The organism is Streptomyces sp. NPDC093598, from assembly GCF_044764825.1.
Lineage (GTDB): Bacteria > Actinomycetota > Actinomycetes > Streptomycetales > Streptomycetaceae > Streptomyces.
Window position 1 is genome coordinate 1,166,895 of the sequence record NZ_JBIWIV010000002.1, and the last position, 15,187, is coordinate 1,182,081.

Annotated in this window: 12 protein-coding genes; 2 read left to right on the forward strand and 10 right to left on the reverse strand. The window is 71.9% G+C overall.

Annotated elements, in window-relative coordinates; all coding sequences use genetic code 11:
* The first annotated feature begins 320 nt into the window (after window positions 1–320).
* On the forward strand, window positions 321–755 hold the full coding sequence (locus tag ACIRDU_RS11325; RefSeq protein WP_403577083.1) for a protease inhibitor: 435 nt from the start codon (window positions 321–323) through the stop codon (window positions 753–755).
* 164 nt (window positions 756–919) lie between these two features.
* On the opposite strand, the gene ACIRDU_RS11330 is transcribed toward ACIRDU_RS11325, so the two are convergent.
* The 9 genes from ACIRDU_RS11330 to ACIRDU_RS11370 form a co-directional block, all read right to left on the reverse strand.
* Complete coding sequence (locus ACIRDU_RS11330) at window positions 920–1,126, reverse strand: CDGSH iron-sulfur domain-containing protein (RefSeq protein WP_010040530.1); 207 nt, start codon at window positions 1,124–1,126, stop codon at window positions 920–922.
* Window positions 1,107–1,763 (reverse strand): HemK2/MTQ2 family protein methyltransferase, encoded by a 657-nt coding sequence (locus ACIRDU_RS11335; RefSeq protein ID WP_403577085.1) that lies wholly within the window; start codon window positions 1,761–1,763, stop codon window positions 1,107–1,109. Before ACIRDU_RS11335 ends, ACIRDU_RS11330 begins: the two co-directional genes overlap by 20 nt.
* 21 nt (window positions 1,764–1,784) lie before the next feature.
* Complete coding sequence (locus ACIRDU_RS11340; RefSeq protein WP_403577087.1) at window positions 1,785–2,792, reverse strand: iron-containing redox enzyme family protein; 1,008 nt, start codon at window positions 2,790–2,792, stop codon at window positions 1,785–1,787.
* A 62-nt stretch (window positions 2,793–2,854) separates the two neighbouring features.
* A complete protein-coding gene (locus ACIRDU_RS11345) occupies window positions 2,855–3,055 on the reverse strand; it encodes a hypothetical protein (RefSeq protein WP_403577089.1) in 201 nt (66 codons plus the stop codon).
* A gap of 48 nt (window positions 3,056–3,103) precedes the next feature.
* On the reverse strand, window positions 3,104–4,114 hold the full coding sequence (locus ACIRDU_RS11350) for a Ppx/GppA family phosphatase (protein WP_403577091.1): 1,011 nt from the start codon (window positions 4,112–4,114) through the stop codon (window positions 3,104–3,106).
* A gap of 188 nt (window positions 4,115–4,302) precedes the next feature.
* Window positions 4,303–7,164 (reverse strand): NHLP bacteriocin export ABC transporter permease/ATPase subunit, encoded by a 2,862-nt coding sequence (locus tag ACIRDU_RS11355; protein ID WP_403577093.1) that lies wholly within the window; start codon window positions 7,162–7,164, stop codon window positions 4,303–4,305.
* A 1-nt stretch (window position 7,165) separates the two neighbouring features.
* On the reverse strand, window positions 7,166–9,391 hold the full coding sequence (locus ACIRDU_RS11360; RefSeq protein WP_403577095.1) for an NHLP family bacteriocin export ABC transporter peptidase/permease/ATPase subunit: 2,226 nt from the start codon (window positions 9,389–9,391) through the stop codon (window positions 7,166–7,168).
* The gene (locus ACIRDU_RS11365; protein WP_403577097.1) at window positions 9,388–10,194 is read right to left on the reverse strand and encodes an HlyD family efflux transporter periplasmic adaptor subunit; all 807 of its coding nucleotides are present in this window, start codon (window positions 10,192–10,194) and stop codon (window positions 9,388–9,390) included. Before ACIRDU_RS11365 ends, ACIRDU_RS11360 begins: the two co-directional genes overlap by 4 nt.
* Window positions 10,195–10,311: 117 nt before the next feature.
* The gene (locus ACIRDU_RS11370; RefSeq protein ID WP_390977767.1) at window positions 10,312–10,527 is read right to left on the reverse strand and encodes a type A2 lantipeptide; all 216 of its coding nucleotides are present in this window, start codon (window positions 10,525–10,527) and stop codon (window positions 10,312–10,314) included.
* Window positions 10,528–11,271: 744 nt separating this feature from the next.
* Here ACIRDU_RS11370 and ACIRDU_RS11375 point away from each other — a divergent pair.
* On the forward strand, window positions 11,272–12,621 hold the full coding sequence (locus tag ACIRDU_RS11375) for a S1 family peptidase (RefSeq protein ID WP_403577100.1): 1,350 nt from the start codon (window positions 11,272–11,274) through the stop codon (window positions 12,619–12,621).
* Between the two features lie 113 nt (window positions 12,622–12,734).
* Here the strand turns inward: ACIRDU_RS11375 and ACIRDU_RS11380 are convergent, their stop codons facing one another.
* Window positions 12,735–14,891 carry a SpoIIE family protein phosphatase gene (locus ACIRDU_RS11380; protein ID WP_403577403.1) on the reverse strand — a complete coding sequence of 719 codons (2,157 nt, stop codon included), beginning with the start codon at window positions 14,889–14,891 and terminating at the stop codon, window positions 12,735–12,737.
* Between the last annotated feature and the right edge of the window lie 296 nt (window positions 14,892–15,187).

Here is a 15,187-nt window from a genome sequence, read left to right on the forward strand (position 1 = left end):
ACGATTACTCGACCGAGCCATGAACACAAGGGGTCGCAAAGCAGTCGGCCGAGAGCGGAATCGGAATGTTTCAGGCCGATTAACGAACGCAGGGAAATCGGCCATCTGGCCGCTTCGTGACTCTGGAGGCCGCGCAGTTACGGGCTTTGCCCGTGCGGATTCCGTAACTTCGCGCCACTGATTAAATACGCAATGTTACTGAAACCCGTGGGGTCGATGTGTGTTTCCGCGGCGGACTCGGCAGACTCGCGCTCGCCGCTCCGGGCACCGACCGAGCACGGAACGGCACCCGATGTAATCGATGCGGAAGGATGCACACAATGCGGAACACCGCGCGCTGGGCCATGACCCTCGGCCTGACGGCCACCGCCGTCTGCGGACCCCTCTCCGGGGCCGCGCTCGCCACCCCGGGTCAGGCCCCCACCGCGCTCTACGCCCCGTCGGCCCTCGTCCTCACGGTGGGCCACGGTGAGAGCGCGATCACAGCGACTCCGGAACGCGCGGTCACTCTGACCTGTGCCCCGAGGCCCGCCGGCACGCACCCGGCGGCCGGCTCGGCCTGCGCCGAACTGAGCGGCGTCGGCGGTGACTTCGACGCCCTGACCGCGAAGGAGGGCGTGATGTGCACCAAGCAGTACGACCCCGTGGTCGTCACGGTCGACGGAGTCTGGCAGGGCCGGCGCGTCTCCTACGAGCGCACCTTCTCCAACGACTGCATGAAGAACGCCTACGGCACGGGCGTCTTCTCCTTCTGAGAGGGCCGATCCCACAGACCGGGATCGCGCTGAATCCGTGAAGCGCAGCGGGCCGTGGCTGGGGAGCCGGGCCGTTGTCACGGGGAGTCGCGATCTCGCGCAAGGGGGCCGGCGGGCGGAGTGGGGCCGCCCGCCGGCCCCTGGGCTTTTCTACGCCAGGGACGTCACGCCCGGTCGCGGTGACTGGTGTCGCACCACGGGTAGCGGCGGCTGCGGCGGCAGGTGCACAGGGCCACGCGGAAGCGGTCGGAGGTGACGACGGAGCCGTCCTCCAGCTCCACCTCCACCGGGCCCTCCATCAGCAACGGGCCCTTGCGCTGGACGGTGACGCGACGTGGCGCGGCGGACCGGTCAGACGGGGAGTTCGGCACGGACGACCACCAGCTCTTCCTTGTCATCGGCGGCGGGCAGCAGCCCCCGCTCCCGCAGCCAGCGTTCCCGGCCGCGCAGCACCGGCCCGAACTCGATCCGGCGCCGACGGGTCACCGCGGCCTTCAGGCCGGCCGCGCGCAACTGCCCGACGGTCTGATCCGGGCCGCTGAGTGCCGACTGCACGAGGAGCAGCACCCCGCCCGGCCGCAGCAGACCGGGCGCCTCCCGGCAGATCCGGTCGACGATCAGGCGCCCGTCGTCACCCGCGTCCCAGGCCCGGGCCGCGCCCCGCGGCGGCCTGCGATGACCGTCCGGCGCCGGCACGTACGGCGGATTGGCCAGGATCAGATCGAACGTCTCTCCGCGCACGGGATCGAACAGATTGCCGTGCCGGATACGGACCGGAAGCCCCGCCAGCCTGGCGTTCAGCCGGGCGGCCCATACAGCGCTCCAGGACACGTCCACAGCGGTCACACGGCTGCCCCGGCGCGCGGCCTCCAGGGCCAGGGCGCCGCTGCCGGTGCCCACGTCGAGGACTTCCGCGGCCGGGGGCAGCGGCTCGTCGGACAGGGCACCGGCCAGTAGCTCGGTGTCTTCCTGAGGGGCGTACACGCCCGGGGGTACCAGTGCAGTCACGGATGCCGGGTACCCCGGCCATCAGGAGATATGAGTCGTTTCCCGGGCAAGCGGTTCACGCAGTGACGAACGTGACGCACGCCAGTCGGTGAGCAGCCGGGCGCCGAAGCGTTCCTCGACGAACTCGGTGGCGTCGATGCCGAAGGCGACGTCCGGGGCGAGATGCGGCTCCTGCTCCAGCAGCCCGCCGATGACGTCGTGACGCACCACCTGCTCGTGGACGGCGTCCGCCTCGACGTGCTCGTCGTAGAAGTGCTCGGCGGCGGGTCCGGCGCCCGTGCGGCGCATCGCCTCGGCGAGCCGCCGCGACCCCGGTGACGAGGTGATCTCGACCGTCGCGAAGTGGCCGACCAGAGCGCCCCTGAGGGCCCGGTGCAGCCCGAAGAGGGACATCATGTTCACCGTGGCCAGGGCCTCGGCGCACGCCGCGTCCAGATAGCGGCCGTAGGTGGTGTCCAGGCCCAGGTCCGTCATCAGGTCGGCGAACAGGGAGGCGTGCACACGGTCGGCGCGGCCGCCGCCCCACTCGTCGAACTCCACCGCCGCCATCGCCGCCTTCGCCCGGCCGTACAGCCGCGGCAGCACCCAGGCGTGCGGGTCCGCCTCCTTGAGGTGGTACAGGGAGCGCTGGGCCGCGTACTCGCGCACCTGCCACAGCTCGCCCTCGTCGCGCAGGAAATGGCTGACGCCGGTACCGTCGACGGGCTCGACCAGGAGGCCGGCGAGTGCCTCCTCCACGCTGTCGTGGGCGTGGGCGTCGGTGCGCAGTGCGGACAGGAAGCGGTGCTCCATGGCCGCGCGGACGCGCAGCAGGTCGGGGTCCCACTCGCGCTCCGGGGGGACGTCGGCGAAGCCGCGGTAGTGCAGCTCGTAGCAGAGGTACAGGGCGAGCTGGAGGTCGTCGCCGTACACCTCGGCCCGGGCGACGTCCTCCAGGCGGGGAAGCCGCCCGGCGCTCCGCAGGTAGGCGTCGACACCCCTGCTCAGCGGGCCGCGCGGGGTGGGCAGTCGTGGTCCTTCGTGCTCCATGCGCGCCGGGTACCCGCCCGGCGACGGAGGTCACCCGCCGTGTGACACCCGCCTGGTCCCCGTCAGTCCCCGTCCGACTCCCCCTGCGCGCGCGTGTTGGGGGTGACGGCATCCCCGGCCTCGCCCCGGTGGCGGCGCTGCTCGGCGGAGTCCCGGCTGCGGTTCTCGGCGTCCGCGACCTCCCGCAGCACCTCCTCGAGCGCGGTCTCGGGCGGCGTGCTGTGCTGGTCCTTGTCCCGGTCGTGGTCCTTGTGCGCGGACACGGCGGTCTCCTTCCCGTGTTCGGTACATCCGGTCATGGCGGTGGGTGTTCAGCTGGTGGCGGAGGAGGCGATGCGCAGAGGCACCGGGTCCGGAGGGGCTGCCTCCGCGCTGTGGCGGACGACCTCCGCCCACCAGGAGGGGCCGTCCTCGATGTGGCGCAGCAGCACGCCCTCGCGGATCGCCCAGGGGCAGACGGTGACGGCCTTGATGCCGGTCAGTTTCAGTGCGGTGTGCCCGACCACCGCTCCCGCCAGGCTCTGCGCGGCGCGCGGTGCGGAGATGCCGGGCAGATGCGCGCGTTCGGCGGCCGGCAGGGCGGACAGCTGCGTGATCGCCGCCCGCAGGTCGGAGCGGTACATCTGCCGGTCCACGAACGGGCCGTGGCGTCCGGGCGCCGCGCCGCACAGCCTCCCCAGCTGCTGGAAGGTGCGGGAGGTGGCGACCGCGGTGCGCGGGCCCTCCCAGCGGATCCGCGCCGCGACGTCCCGCAGCTGATGGCGCACCTTGCGGCGCAGCGCCCGCACCCGCTCCGGCGACGGCGGGTCCTCCTCCTCGAAGAACTCGTGCGTCAGCCGCCGCGCGCCCAGCGGCAGCGACGCCACGAAGTCGGGCAACCGGCCGCGCCCGAAGGCGACTTCGAGAGTGCCGCCGCCGATGTCGAGCAGGGCGAGCGGGCCCGACCGCCAGCCCATCCAGCGCCGGGCCCCGAGAAAGGTCAGCTCGGCCTCGACCTCGCCCGGCAGGGTGCACAGGTCGACGCCCGTACGGGCGCGGACGGTGCGCAGCACCTCCTGCCGGTTCGGCGCGTTGCGCACCACGGCGGTCGCGAACGCCAGCGGCCCCGCCGCACCCCACCGGGTGGCGGTCCTGCTCGCCTCGGCGACCGCGTCGACGAGTTGCCCCACGGCCCCCTCCGGGATGGGTCCCCCCGGTGCGACCTGCTCGGACAGCCTGAGTCGCCACTTGGCGGTGTGCACGGGCAGCGGCACCCCGTCCGCCGCGTCCGCGACCACAAGTCTGACCGTGTTCGATCCCACGTCCACCACGCTGATTCGCATGCGCGGTGGGTACCCATTTGCGAGGCGGGCCAACAGAGCGCACGCTGCGCACCGGCGAGGACTCGCCACCGCAGCTCCCGACGGTCACATGCACCGACCGGCGCCGCCTGCGCGTCCTGCTCAGGCCCCCCGCGCCGGTGAAGGCGGTGGTGGCTCTCGATCGTGGCCCGGGACCGCAGTGCGCTACGTCACGCCATCTGGCGCCGCACCAGTTCGTGCAGCCGGCCGTGCGTGTCGGCGAGGAGCTGCGCGGGCGGGCCCTGCTGGATGACCTTGCCGTCCTCCATCACCACGACCCGGTCGGCGTCCATCACGGTCGACAGCCGGTGCGCGATGACGATCCGGGTCGCGTTGAGGGCCTTGGTGCTCTCGATGACCGTGCGCTGCGTCTCGTTGTCGAGGGCGCTGGTCGCCTCGTCGAAGAAGAGGATGCGCGGCCGGCGGATCAGCGCCTGGGCGATCATCAGCCGCTGGCGCTGGCCGCCGGAGACGGCTCCGCTGCCCGCCACGATGGTGTGCAGGCCCATCGGCATCCGCTTGATGTCCTCCGCGAGACCGGCCATCTCGGCGGCGGCCATCGCCTCCTCCGGCGTGTACGGCTCGGTGCCGCAGATGACGTCCAGGATCGAGCCGGTGAACGGCTGCGCGTGTTGCAGCACCACCCCGCACTGGCGGCGCACCGCCGACTGGTCCAGGGCCGCCAGGTCCTGCCCGTCGTAGAGCACGCTGCCCGACACGGGCCGGTCGAAGCCGATCAGCAGCCGCAGCAGCGTCGACTTGCCGCAGCCGCTCGGGCCGACGACCGCGACGAACTCGCCCGGCCGCACCTCGAACGACACGTCGTCCAGGACCAGCGGACCGTCGTCCGAGTAGCGGAAGGAAACCCGCCGCGCCTCGATCGCCCCGGTCAGCGGCCCCGGCCGGGTGCTCGCCGTACGCACCTCGGGCGTGGCGTCCAGCACCGGCTTGATCTCCTCGAACAGCGGCAGCGCGGCCACCGCCGAGACGAACGCGCCCGTCAGCTGGGTGACGGAGGTGAGCACCATCGTCACCGAGGTGTTGAACGTGAGGAACGCCGCCGCCGACATCGAACCCCGGGCCGGACCGGCCAGCAGCATGAACATCAGCAGGGTGCACAGCGGCAGATACACCGCGCCCAGCACCGTCGTGAGGTTCTTGATGCGGCCGACCTTCTGCTGGAGCTCACGGCTGCGCGCGAACTCCGAGGCCCACGCCGCGTACGCGTAGTTCTCGGCGGCGGCCACCCGCAGCTTGGGCAGGCCCCGCAGCGTCTGGAACGCCTGGTTGTTCAGCTTGTTGGAGAGCACCACAAGACGCCGTTGCCAGCGCACCTGCCACAGTCCGAGTCCCAGGAAGACGGCCGCGATCACGACGAGCATGCCGATCGCGGCCATCGCCATCGGCACGCTGTACCAGAGCAGAAGCCCCAGGTTCATCGCGCCGACCGTCACCGACTGGGCGACCGTCGGCCCGACTCCCGCCAGCAGCCTGCGGATCGAGCTGATGCCCATGGCCGCGCTGGCCAGCTCACCGGTGGAGCGTTCGGTGAAGAACTTCGTCGGCAGTCTCAGCAGCCGGTCCCACACCGCCGGCTGGAGCGTGGCCTCGATCCGGCCCTCCAGCCGCAGGATGGTCAGGTTCTGCAACAGCATGAAGGCTGCGGCCACCACGCTGCTCAGCATCACCGCCAGACACACCTGCACGATCAGGTCCGTCTGCGCCTTCGGCACGAACTCGCCGAGCACCTTGCCGGTCGCGACGGGCACGAGCGCGCCGATCGCCACCGTGACCAGACCGCTGAGCAGCAGACCGGTCAGGTCGCCGCGCATGCCCTGCATACAGAATCGCAGCAGCCTCAGCGGACTGAGCCCCCGCTCCGGCAGGGGGCGGTAGAACATCACCGCGCGCGGCTCGAACTCGTCGGCGTTGGCCTTCTCGATCGGCGTCTCACGGCCGGTCGACGGATGCACCGCGACATAGCCGCCGCGCCGCCACAGCAACGCCACCGGCGCGCCGGACAGGGCGCGCTGTCCGACCAGCGGCCCCACGTTGTCCCGCCACCAGCGGCCGTCGAGCCGTACGGCCCGGGTGCGGACGCGGGAGGCCAGGGCGACCTGCTCGACCGGGTCGAGGCGATCGCCTCCGGTGCCCTTCTGGGTCGGCTCGGTGAGGCGGATCCCGGCCGCCTGCCCGACCAGCCTGCAGGCCGCGTACGTGGCGTCGGCGTCGGCCGCGGTGGTCCGTTTGGACGACCGCTTGCCGATGGAGGCGAGCAGCGTCTGGTCGGCCTGGGCGCGTACCGCCTCACCGGCTTTGATGCCCGCGGCCGTGCGCGTCTCGTGGGTGCGCTCCAGCTGCTCGATCCAGCGGTCCAGCGTGGTCAGCAGCCGGTACTGCTGGTCGACCATGGACTGCCACAGCGCGGGGTCCATCAGCAGGTCGGCCGCGGCCTCCGCGCCGTACAGCGAGCCGTACTGCACGCTGCCGGGCGGTACCTGCATCCAGAACACCTCGTCGTCCTCCCCCACGCTCGAATACGCTCGCGCGGGGGGACCCCCGGGGGCGGCGGTCCGCTCGGAGGCCATCGGCGCCTGGAACAGGATGGACAGGCTGCGGCCGACCCCCAGGGCGAGCGCGTACTCCAGCGGGCTCGTCGTCGGCGGCACGTACTGCGGGTTGCCGTACTCGTCGTACGACCAGGTCGCGGTGTTGGCGGGCTGGTACAGCTCGCGCAGGCCGATGCGGTGCACCACGCAGTCCCGCAGCGGGCGAGCCACCAGGGTGTGCTGCGGGCCCGGCACCGGGCCGAGCACCAGCGATCCCGCCTCCAGCCGGCCCAGATGGTGCCAGTGGCCCTGCTGTCCGGCGTCGACCGCGAACAGGTCGACGGCTCCGGACGCCACCAGCCACAGCACCTGCGGGCCTTCGAGGTCGAGGCGGTTGAACCCGGCGCAGTCGATGCGCGAGCCCGTCTGCCCGAAGGCGCCCAGCACGAGGTCGCCGTCGTGCCCTTCGTGAACGGCCGTCATCTCACCGCTCCCTGACCAGTGCCGCGTACGCGCCGCCGCGGGCCACCAGGTCCTCGTGCCGTCCCCGCTCCACGACCGTGCCGTGCTGCAGGACGACGATCTCGTCGCTGTCGCGCACCGTGCTCAGCCGGTGCGCGATCACCACGCAGGCGCAGCCGCGCCGGCGCAGGTTGTCCATCACGACCTGCTCGGTCTCCGCGTCCAGCGCGCTCGTCACCTCGTCGAGCACCAGGATGCTCGGCCGGCGTACCAGCGCCCGCGCGATCTCCAGGCGCTGGCGCTGCCCGCCGGAGAAATTGCGGCCGTCCTGCTCGACCCTGCTGTGGATGCCGCCGGGGCGGCGGGTGATCACGTCGTACAGGGCGGCGTCGCGCAGCGCGTCCTCCACCGCGTCGTCCGGGATCGACGGGTCCCACAGCGCCACGTTGTCGCGGACCGTGCCCTCGAAGAGGAACACGTCCTGGTCGACGAAGGAGACCGAGGCGGCCAGCGCCCCGCGCGGGATGTCCTCGATGCGCTGCCCGTCGATGCGGATCACGCCCTCCCACGGCGCGTACAGCCCGGAGATCATCCGGGACACCGTGGACTTGCCGCTGCCCGAGCCGCCCACCAGCGCCACCTGCTGCCCGGGGCCGACCGTCAGGTCGAAGCCGGTGAGCAGCGGCTTGTCGAGCGGGCTGTAGCCGAACGTGATGTTCTCCAGCTCGACATGGCCCTGGAGGCGGCGCGTGGACTCGCCGGCGCCGGGACGGCCGTAGAGCGGGTCGGCCTTGAAGTTCTCCACGTCCTTCAGCCGGGCCACGTCCGCCGCGAAGTCCTGGATGCGGCCCGCGACGCCGTTCAGCCGGGTCAGCGGAGCCGTGAACCGGGTGACCAGGGCCTGGAAGGCGACCAGCAGACCGACCGAGATGTGCCCCTCGACCGCCCGCATGCCGCCGATCCACAGGATCAGCGCGCTGTTGAGCGTGGCCAGCGTCGGCGCGACCACGCCCAGCCAGGCGCTCGGCACGCCGAGCCGCTGCTGCTCCTCCAGGGTGGTGGCGTGCTGCCCGGCCCACTTGCGGAAGTAGCCGTCCTCGCCGCCGGTCGCCTTCATCGTCTCGATGAGCTGAAGGCCCGAGTAGGCGGTGTTGGTGAGGCGGGCCGTGTCCGCGCGCAGCTTCGCCGTGCGCGTGGCGCGCAGCCGGATGACGACGCGCATGGCCACGATGTTCAGCAGCGCCACGCCGATGCCGACGAACGTCAGCTGCGGGTCGTAGGTGTACAGCAGCACCGCGTACAGGACGACGACGACCGCGTCCACGCCCGCCGCCGCGAGGTCGCGGGAGAGGGTCTCGGAGACGGCGTCGTTGGACTGGAGCCGCTGCACCAGGTCGGCCGGGCTGCGCTGGGAGAAGAACGTCACCGGCAGCCGCAGCAGATGCCGCAGGAAGCGGGCGCTGGAGAGGGTGGAGGAGATGATGCGGCCGCGCAGCAGGTTGGCCTGCTGGAGCCAGGTCAGCACGACCGTGAGCAGCACGCACGCCGCCATCGACGTGAACAGCACGCCGAGCAGCGAGGTCTGGTTCCCGATCAGGAACTCGTCGATGTAGGTGCGGCTGAGCGCGGGCACCGCCGCGCCGACCGCCACCAGCAGCAGACTCGCCAGCACCGCCGCCGGCATCGTGCCGGCCGTGCCGCGCAGCCGGGCGGGCATCGCGCCCAGGACGCCCGGCTTGCGGCCGCCCCGGGCGAAGTCCTCACCGGGCTCCATCACCAGGACGACACCGGTGAAGCTGCCGTCGAAGTCCTCCATGGGGACGAACCGGCGGCCCTTGCCGGGGTCGTTGATGTAGACGCCGCGGCGGCCGAAGCGGCGGCCCATGCCGTCGTAGACGACGTAGTGGTTGAACTCCCAGAACAGGACGGCCGGGGACTTCACCTCGGCGAGGGCGGCCAGGTCCATCTGCATGCCCTTGGCCGTCAGGCCGTAGGAGCGGGCCGCCTTCAGCAGGTTGCTGGCGCGCGAGCCGTCACGGGAGACGCCGCAGGCGATGCGCAGCTCCTCCAGCGGGACGTGCTTGCCGTAGTGGCCGAGCACCATCGCCAGGGAGGCGGCGCCGCACTCGACGGCCTCCATCTGGAGCACGGTGGGCGTGCGGACGGTTTTCGCCCGGGCCTTGGGCACCTTGCGCTTCGGCGGGGCGGCGCGGCGCCTGCTCCGGGGTTCCTGTGCGGTCGTGCTCATGGCAGCAGCCAGTCGACGGGGCGCTGGTCGGCCAGCCGGATCGAAGCGGAGGCCTGCGTCATGGAGGTCAGCTTGAACGGCGGCCCGTCCGCGGACGACCACGCATAGCCGCTCTTCGTGGCGGACGACCTGTCCAGCCGGACCGTCACGGCCACCGGCCTGCCCTTCTCGGTGAACTGCTCGCCCAGCTGGCTGTCCCCGAGGAACGAGGCGATCTGCTGCGGGGACTGGGCCGAGCGGTCCACGGACTTCACGTGGCCGCGCAGCACGCCGTACTCCTGCGGCGGAACCGACTGCACGGTCAGGTCCACGGCGGCGTCGTCGGGGATCGAGGCGGCGTTCTCGGCGGGGACGTAGACGGTCGCGTACAGCGGGTCCCGGGTGTGGGCGACCTTCTCGACGGCGGCGACGTTCGCGCCGGTCCGGATGATCTGCCCGACGGTCGCGGCGAGCGCGGAGACCCGGCCCCCGTCGAGCGTGCGCACGACCGTTTCGCCCTTGGCGGTACGGACCTTGAGCACGGGGGAGCCGGCGGGCACCTGCCGGCCCTGCTTCGCGAGCACGGCCGTGACCTGGCCCGCGACGGGGCTCTGGAGGACGTAACTGCCCTGTCCGTGCGTGAGGATGGCGGGTGCGCTGACGGTGGAGGCCACCGAACCGGTCACCGCCCACACCGAGGCGGCCGCCATCGCGACCACCGTCACCGAGAGCACGAGCCAGCCCTGCGGGCGGGCGAACCGCACCGGCAGGTCGAGCTCCTCCGGTGACTGGAGTTTGGCGAGGGCCTGTTGGCGGAACTGCAAGGGAACTTCCCTCACCCGTAGAAGAGGTACTGACGGCCGCGACGGAAACTGTCACGGCACCCGAAGAACCCGGAACCGCCGGCTGCGGCTCCGGGACTCAACGGCACTGGGGCTCGATCAGAGACCGGCGACCAGGTTGGTGACCGGGGCCGTGTTCAGGCCGGTGACGCCCTCGACGGTGCCGACGGCCGTGTCGACCAGGCCGGAAACCGGAGCGATGCCGTTCACCGTGTCGGTGACGGTGTTCACGGCGTTCACGGCCAGACCGCCGGAGACGGCGTCGAGCTCGGCGTCGGCGATCTCGACGGTCTCAACCTGGGGGGTGGAGTTCATGATGGAACATCCCTTCATATGGATATCTCACAAGGGGGGAGCGGCCCCCTCTGGGGACAGATGACGGCCGCGACCGCGAGCGCCGGGCATCCGTTTCCGCATGCCCTTCGCGGCCCTCACGGTGCGATGGATCAAAGCACGCTGCGGCTGCGTGCTTCCAATCAACCAGCCGTCTCACCAGGCAACTTGCGTCCCAGCCGCACCGATCCGTGCAGATCCGTGCACCGCTTGGGAGCGAGTCCTTCACATGAGTCACGGCATCGGCGCATCAGGGCCCTTGCTCCCCGGGGCGGCGAATCCGGCACTCCCGCCCCAAAGGCGTGACCGACGCGGCCGGGGTGTGGATAACCCTCCTTTCGGTGACCGGGTTGAGCATTCGATGTGCAGATTCGCTGAAGCCGGGATTCGACTCCGTGATGGCGACAGATCGTTTCCGGGCGAATACGGAGCGTTCCGTTCCGCTGTGGCGGAGTGACGGCCGCTGCTGAAAGGCCGTCATCCGGCCATAACTCACCACGGGCCACCGAACCCGCCCTGCCGGACCGGCCCATCGGAACAGGGCGGTGACGGACCGGACGTGTCGGTGCGGGGGTCCCGGGAGTTGGCTGATTCCGCGATGCGAACGGATCACTTGCAAACGGAATTGAACGCCCCGTGCGGCCCGTGCGTACCAACAGCCATCCAGGCGCCCCCCAGTAGCTGCCGGACGGCGGCACATACTCCGTCCCCCAGGAGGAGAGAAGTTTGAGTCACAAGCGAATTCCGAAGCGCAAGGCCGCGATAGCGGCGGGCAGCGTGGTGGCGCTCGGCGCGGCCGCGATCCTGCTCCCCAACGCCAACGCCTCCCAGGACGGTTCGTCCGGTGACGCGGCGGCCGCGCCGAAGACACTGAAGGCGGGCGACGCCTCGGATCTCGCCTCGCAGCTCTCCGGGCTCCTCGGTGAGGCGTTCGGCGGCTCCTACTACGACGGCGACAGCCAGCAGCTCGTCGTCAACGTCGTACCGGGCGACAACAACAACGTGATCGTGCAGGCGAAGGCGGCAGGCGCGAAGGTCCGCGAGGTCGACAACAGCTGGTCGGAGCTCCAGGACGGAGCGTCGACGCTGAAGTCCGAGGCGACCATCGCGGGCACCTCGTGGTCGATCGACCCGCGCACCAACAAGCTCCTGGTGACGGCGGACAGCACCGTGACCGGTGCCAAGTGGGACAGACTGGAATCCACCGTGCAGGAGCTCGGCTCCGGCATGGCCACTCTCAAGAAGTCCGCCGGCACCTTCAAGCCGTTCGTCTCCGGCGGCGACGCCATCTTCGCGGGCGGCTCGCGCTGCTCCCTCGGCTTCAACGTCACCGCGGGCGACGGCTCGCCCGCCTTCCTGACGGCCGGTCACTGCACCCTCGGCGGCAACGAGTGGTCGGACACCCAGGGCGGTCAGCCGATCGCCACCGTCGACCAGTCCACGTTCCCGGGCGACGGTGACTTCGCACTCGTGAAGTACGACGACCCGGCGACCGAGGCGCCCAGCGAGGTCAACATCGGAAACCAGACCGTCCAGATCACCGAGGCCGCGGAGGCGACCGTCGGTCAGGAGGTCTTCCGGATGGGCAGCACCACCGGGCTCAACGACGGCCAGGTCCTCGGCCTCGACGCCACGGTGAACTATCCGGAGGGCACCGTCACGGGCCTCATCCAGACGAACGTCTGTGCCGAGCCGGGCGACAGCGGCGGCTCGCTGTTCACCCAGGACGGTCTGGCGATCGGCCTGACCTCCGGCGGCAGCGGTGACTGCACGGTCGGCGGCGAGACGTTCTTCCAGCCGGTGACCACCGCCCTGGAGGCGGTCGGCGCGACCCTCGGCGCGGGCGGTGCCGCGGGCGGCGGTGCCGGTGAGGCCGGTGCGGGCCAGGAAGCCGGTGCGGGCGGCGAAGCGGGCGCCGGTGAAGAGGCCGGTGCGGGCGCCGGTGAAGAGGCCGGTGCGGGTGCCGGTGAGGCCGGTGCCGGTGAGCAGGCCGGAGGCGACGAAGCGGGTGCGGGGGCCGGTCAGGACGCGGGTCAGGGTGTCGAGGACGACTCCGGTCTGACCGAGTCCCGCTGACCCCTTCCGAAAGCCGTCGGCCGGTCCGACGCCGCCGGCCCGGTTCCGCCCCCTTCCTGGCGGAACCGGGCCGGCGCACCGGCGTTCCCGTCCGGGTGCCGGCGCCCGCCGGCCTACCCGAGGGCCCTGATCAGCAACAGCGCGATGTCGTCGAGCCGTTCCTCCCCGTCCGTCCGGTGCCGCTCCTGGTGGACGAGGCTGTCGGCCAGTTCGTCCAGCGGCTGGTCCCCGGCGTCGGCCAGCCGCCGGCCCAGATCGGCGAGGGCCTCCTCGAAATCCGTGCCGGGGGACTCGACCAGCCCGTCGGTGTACAGGACGAGCAGCGAACCGGGCGGCAGGGCGACCTCCGTCGTCGGGTACACCGCCGAGGCGTCGATGCCCAGCAGCGGGCCGCCCGCCAGGTCGAGTACGCGCACCCGGCCGTCCGGCCGTCTCAGCAGCGGCGGGGGATGCCCGGCCCGGGACATCACGGCCCGCCCGTGCTCCGGGTCGAGCCGCAGGTACAGGCAGCTGGCGAAGAGGTCGGACCCCAGGTCGAGCAGCAGCCGGTTGGTGCTGCGCATGACCTCTTCGGGAGCCTGTCCCACGGTCGTGTACGCGCGCACCGCGGTGCGGACCTGCCCCATCAGCCCGGCCGCCGTCACGTTGTGCCCCTGGACGTCCCCGATCACCGCGGCCGCCGTCCCCTGGGTGCCCACCAGGTCGTAGAAGTCGCCGCCGATGTCCATGCCCTGAGTGGCCGGCACATAGCGGCCGACCGCCTCGATGCCCGGCAGCGACGGCAGGGAGTGCGGCAGCAGCGCCTCCTGAAGGCCGTGGGCGAGCCGGTGTTTGGCGTCGTAGAGCAGCGCCCGCTCCAGCGCCTGCGCGATCAGCCCGGCCATGCTGGTCAGGACCGCCCGCTCCTCCGTCGGGAAGGGGTGCGGCTCGGCGTAGGAGAGCACGCACGTCCCCACCGGGCGGCCCTGGGCGATCAGCGGCAGGAAGGCCCAGGCCGCGAACCCGTCGGGGGTCGCGATCCGCGCCGGGTACAGGCGTTCCAGCTGCTCCTGCGACTCGAAGAACGCGGGCACCCCCGTGCGCAGCACCTGGGTGCCGGGTGTGGACTCGGTCAGGGGCATCCCGTCGAACCGTTCCACGACGTGCGGGTCCCGGTACCCGCGATGCCCGAGCACCTGGAGCCGGTTCGCCCGCGAGCCCAGTACGACGAGGGCCTGGCTGCCCACCGCCGGGGCGATCTCGTCCGCGACCAGCTGCACCACGTCCTGCACCCCCACCGCCTCGGTGAGGGCGCCGGCCAGGTCCAGCACCTGCGAGATGGTGACGAGCCGGGACGGTGTCCCGTCGGGCGGCGGCGTGGTCCGGTTCATCCGCGACACGGCCTTGGACCGGGTGATGCGGACGCTCAGGCCCGTCGTACTCGGGTACATCCGGAACGACAGCCACTCACCGGGCGGGCGCAGCGCCACGAACGACGTGACGTGCTGGCTCAGCAGCGCGGCCCGGTAACGGTCCTCGTACACCGGGTCGTTGAGCCACGGCACCGACGCCCACAGCTGGGTGCCGAGCAGCCGGCTGACGGGGACGTTCAGCAGCTCACCCGCCGCCGCGTTGACGAAGCCGATCCGTCCGTGCAGGTCCAGCGAGACCAGTCCGTACGGCAGCCGGCTCACCATCCGGGCCGCCTCGACCGTGCCCAGCGTGCCGGCCAGACCGCTCACCAGGGGCGAGGCCAGCATGTCGGTCTCGGGATACGGCGGGATGCTGTGCTCCGCGGCACGCTCCAGCCGGACCGCCAGCCGGCCGCAGGCCGCGGTCAGATGCTCGCGCTCGTGGTCGGACATCTCCGCCGGATGCGCGCCGGGCCAGGTCACGAAGACCGCGCCGTACACCCTGGACTCGGTGGCGACCGGCACCGCGGCCAGGGCGAACGGATAGGGCAGCACCACGGCGATCCGCGGGTAGTGGCGGGCCATCTGCTCCTCGCCGCCGACCCACACCAGCCGCCGCTCGCGTGCCGCGTCGGCGACCGGGATCGACGCGCTCAGGGCCACCCGCTCCCAGGGGGCCGCGAACGCCCGGGGCAGACCGGCCATCACCGCCATCTCCAGCACCGGCTGGTCCGGCACCATCAGGTACACCGCGCCGGAGTGGGCGTGCACCTCGTCCATCATCGAAGCCAGCGCCAGGGAGAGCAGGGGACGCCCGACCGGCGTCCTGGCGGCTGCCGGTGCCTGCGCGGACGACTGCCCGTCGGACACGCCGACCACCTCCTCGCACGGCCGCGCGACCGGGTCCAGGAACAAATCTCCCCCCTGACGGCCCGTCCCGCACGACGAGCGGTACGGGAACGGTCCTGGTTACTCGACCCCGGTTACCGTCGGTCACGGTCGGTCACACAGGTTCCGGCCGCGGAGGGAGCGCCCACCGACCCCGACCGGGGCCGGTTCTTCGCGCCCACGCAGGGTCACTCGCGAACAATGGGGACGCGCTCAACGTCCTGACGAGGACCGAGCTTTCCAGCCACACGCCGTGCCCGGACAGTCACGCCTGTCACGAGAACACC

What these genes read in the sequence shown, in the direction of transcription:
- ACIRDU_RS11350 (WP_403577091.1), bottom strand. Translation starts at nt 4,114, where the DNA reads ATGCGAATCAGCGTGGTGGACGTGGGATCGAACACGGTCAGACTTGTG.
- ACIRDU_RS11370 (WP_390977767.1), bottom strand. Translation starts at nt 10,527, where the DNA reads ATGAACTCCACCCCCCAGGTTGAGACCGTCGAGATCGCCGACGCCGAG.
- ACIRDU_RS11340 (WP_403577087.1), bottom strand. Translation starts at nt 2,792, where the DNA reads ATGGAGCACGAAGGACCACGACTGCCCACCCCGCGCGGCCCGCTGAGC.
- ACIRDU_RS11360 (WP_403577095.1), bottom strand. Translation starts at nt 9,391, where the DNA reads ATGAGCACGACCGCACAGGAACCCCGGAGCAGGCGCCGCGCCGCCCCG.
- ACIRDU_RS11355 (WP_403577093.1), bottom strand. Translation starts at nt 7,164, where the DNA reads ATGACGGCCGTTCACGAAGGGCACGACGGCGACCTCGTGCTGGGCGCC.
- ACIRDU_RS11325 (WP_403577083.1), top strand. Translation starts at nt 321, where the DNA reads ATGCGGAACACCGCGCGCTGGGCCATGACCCTCGGCCTGACGGCCACC.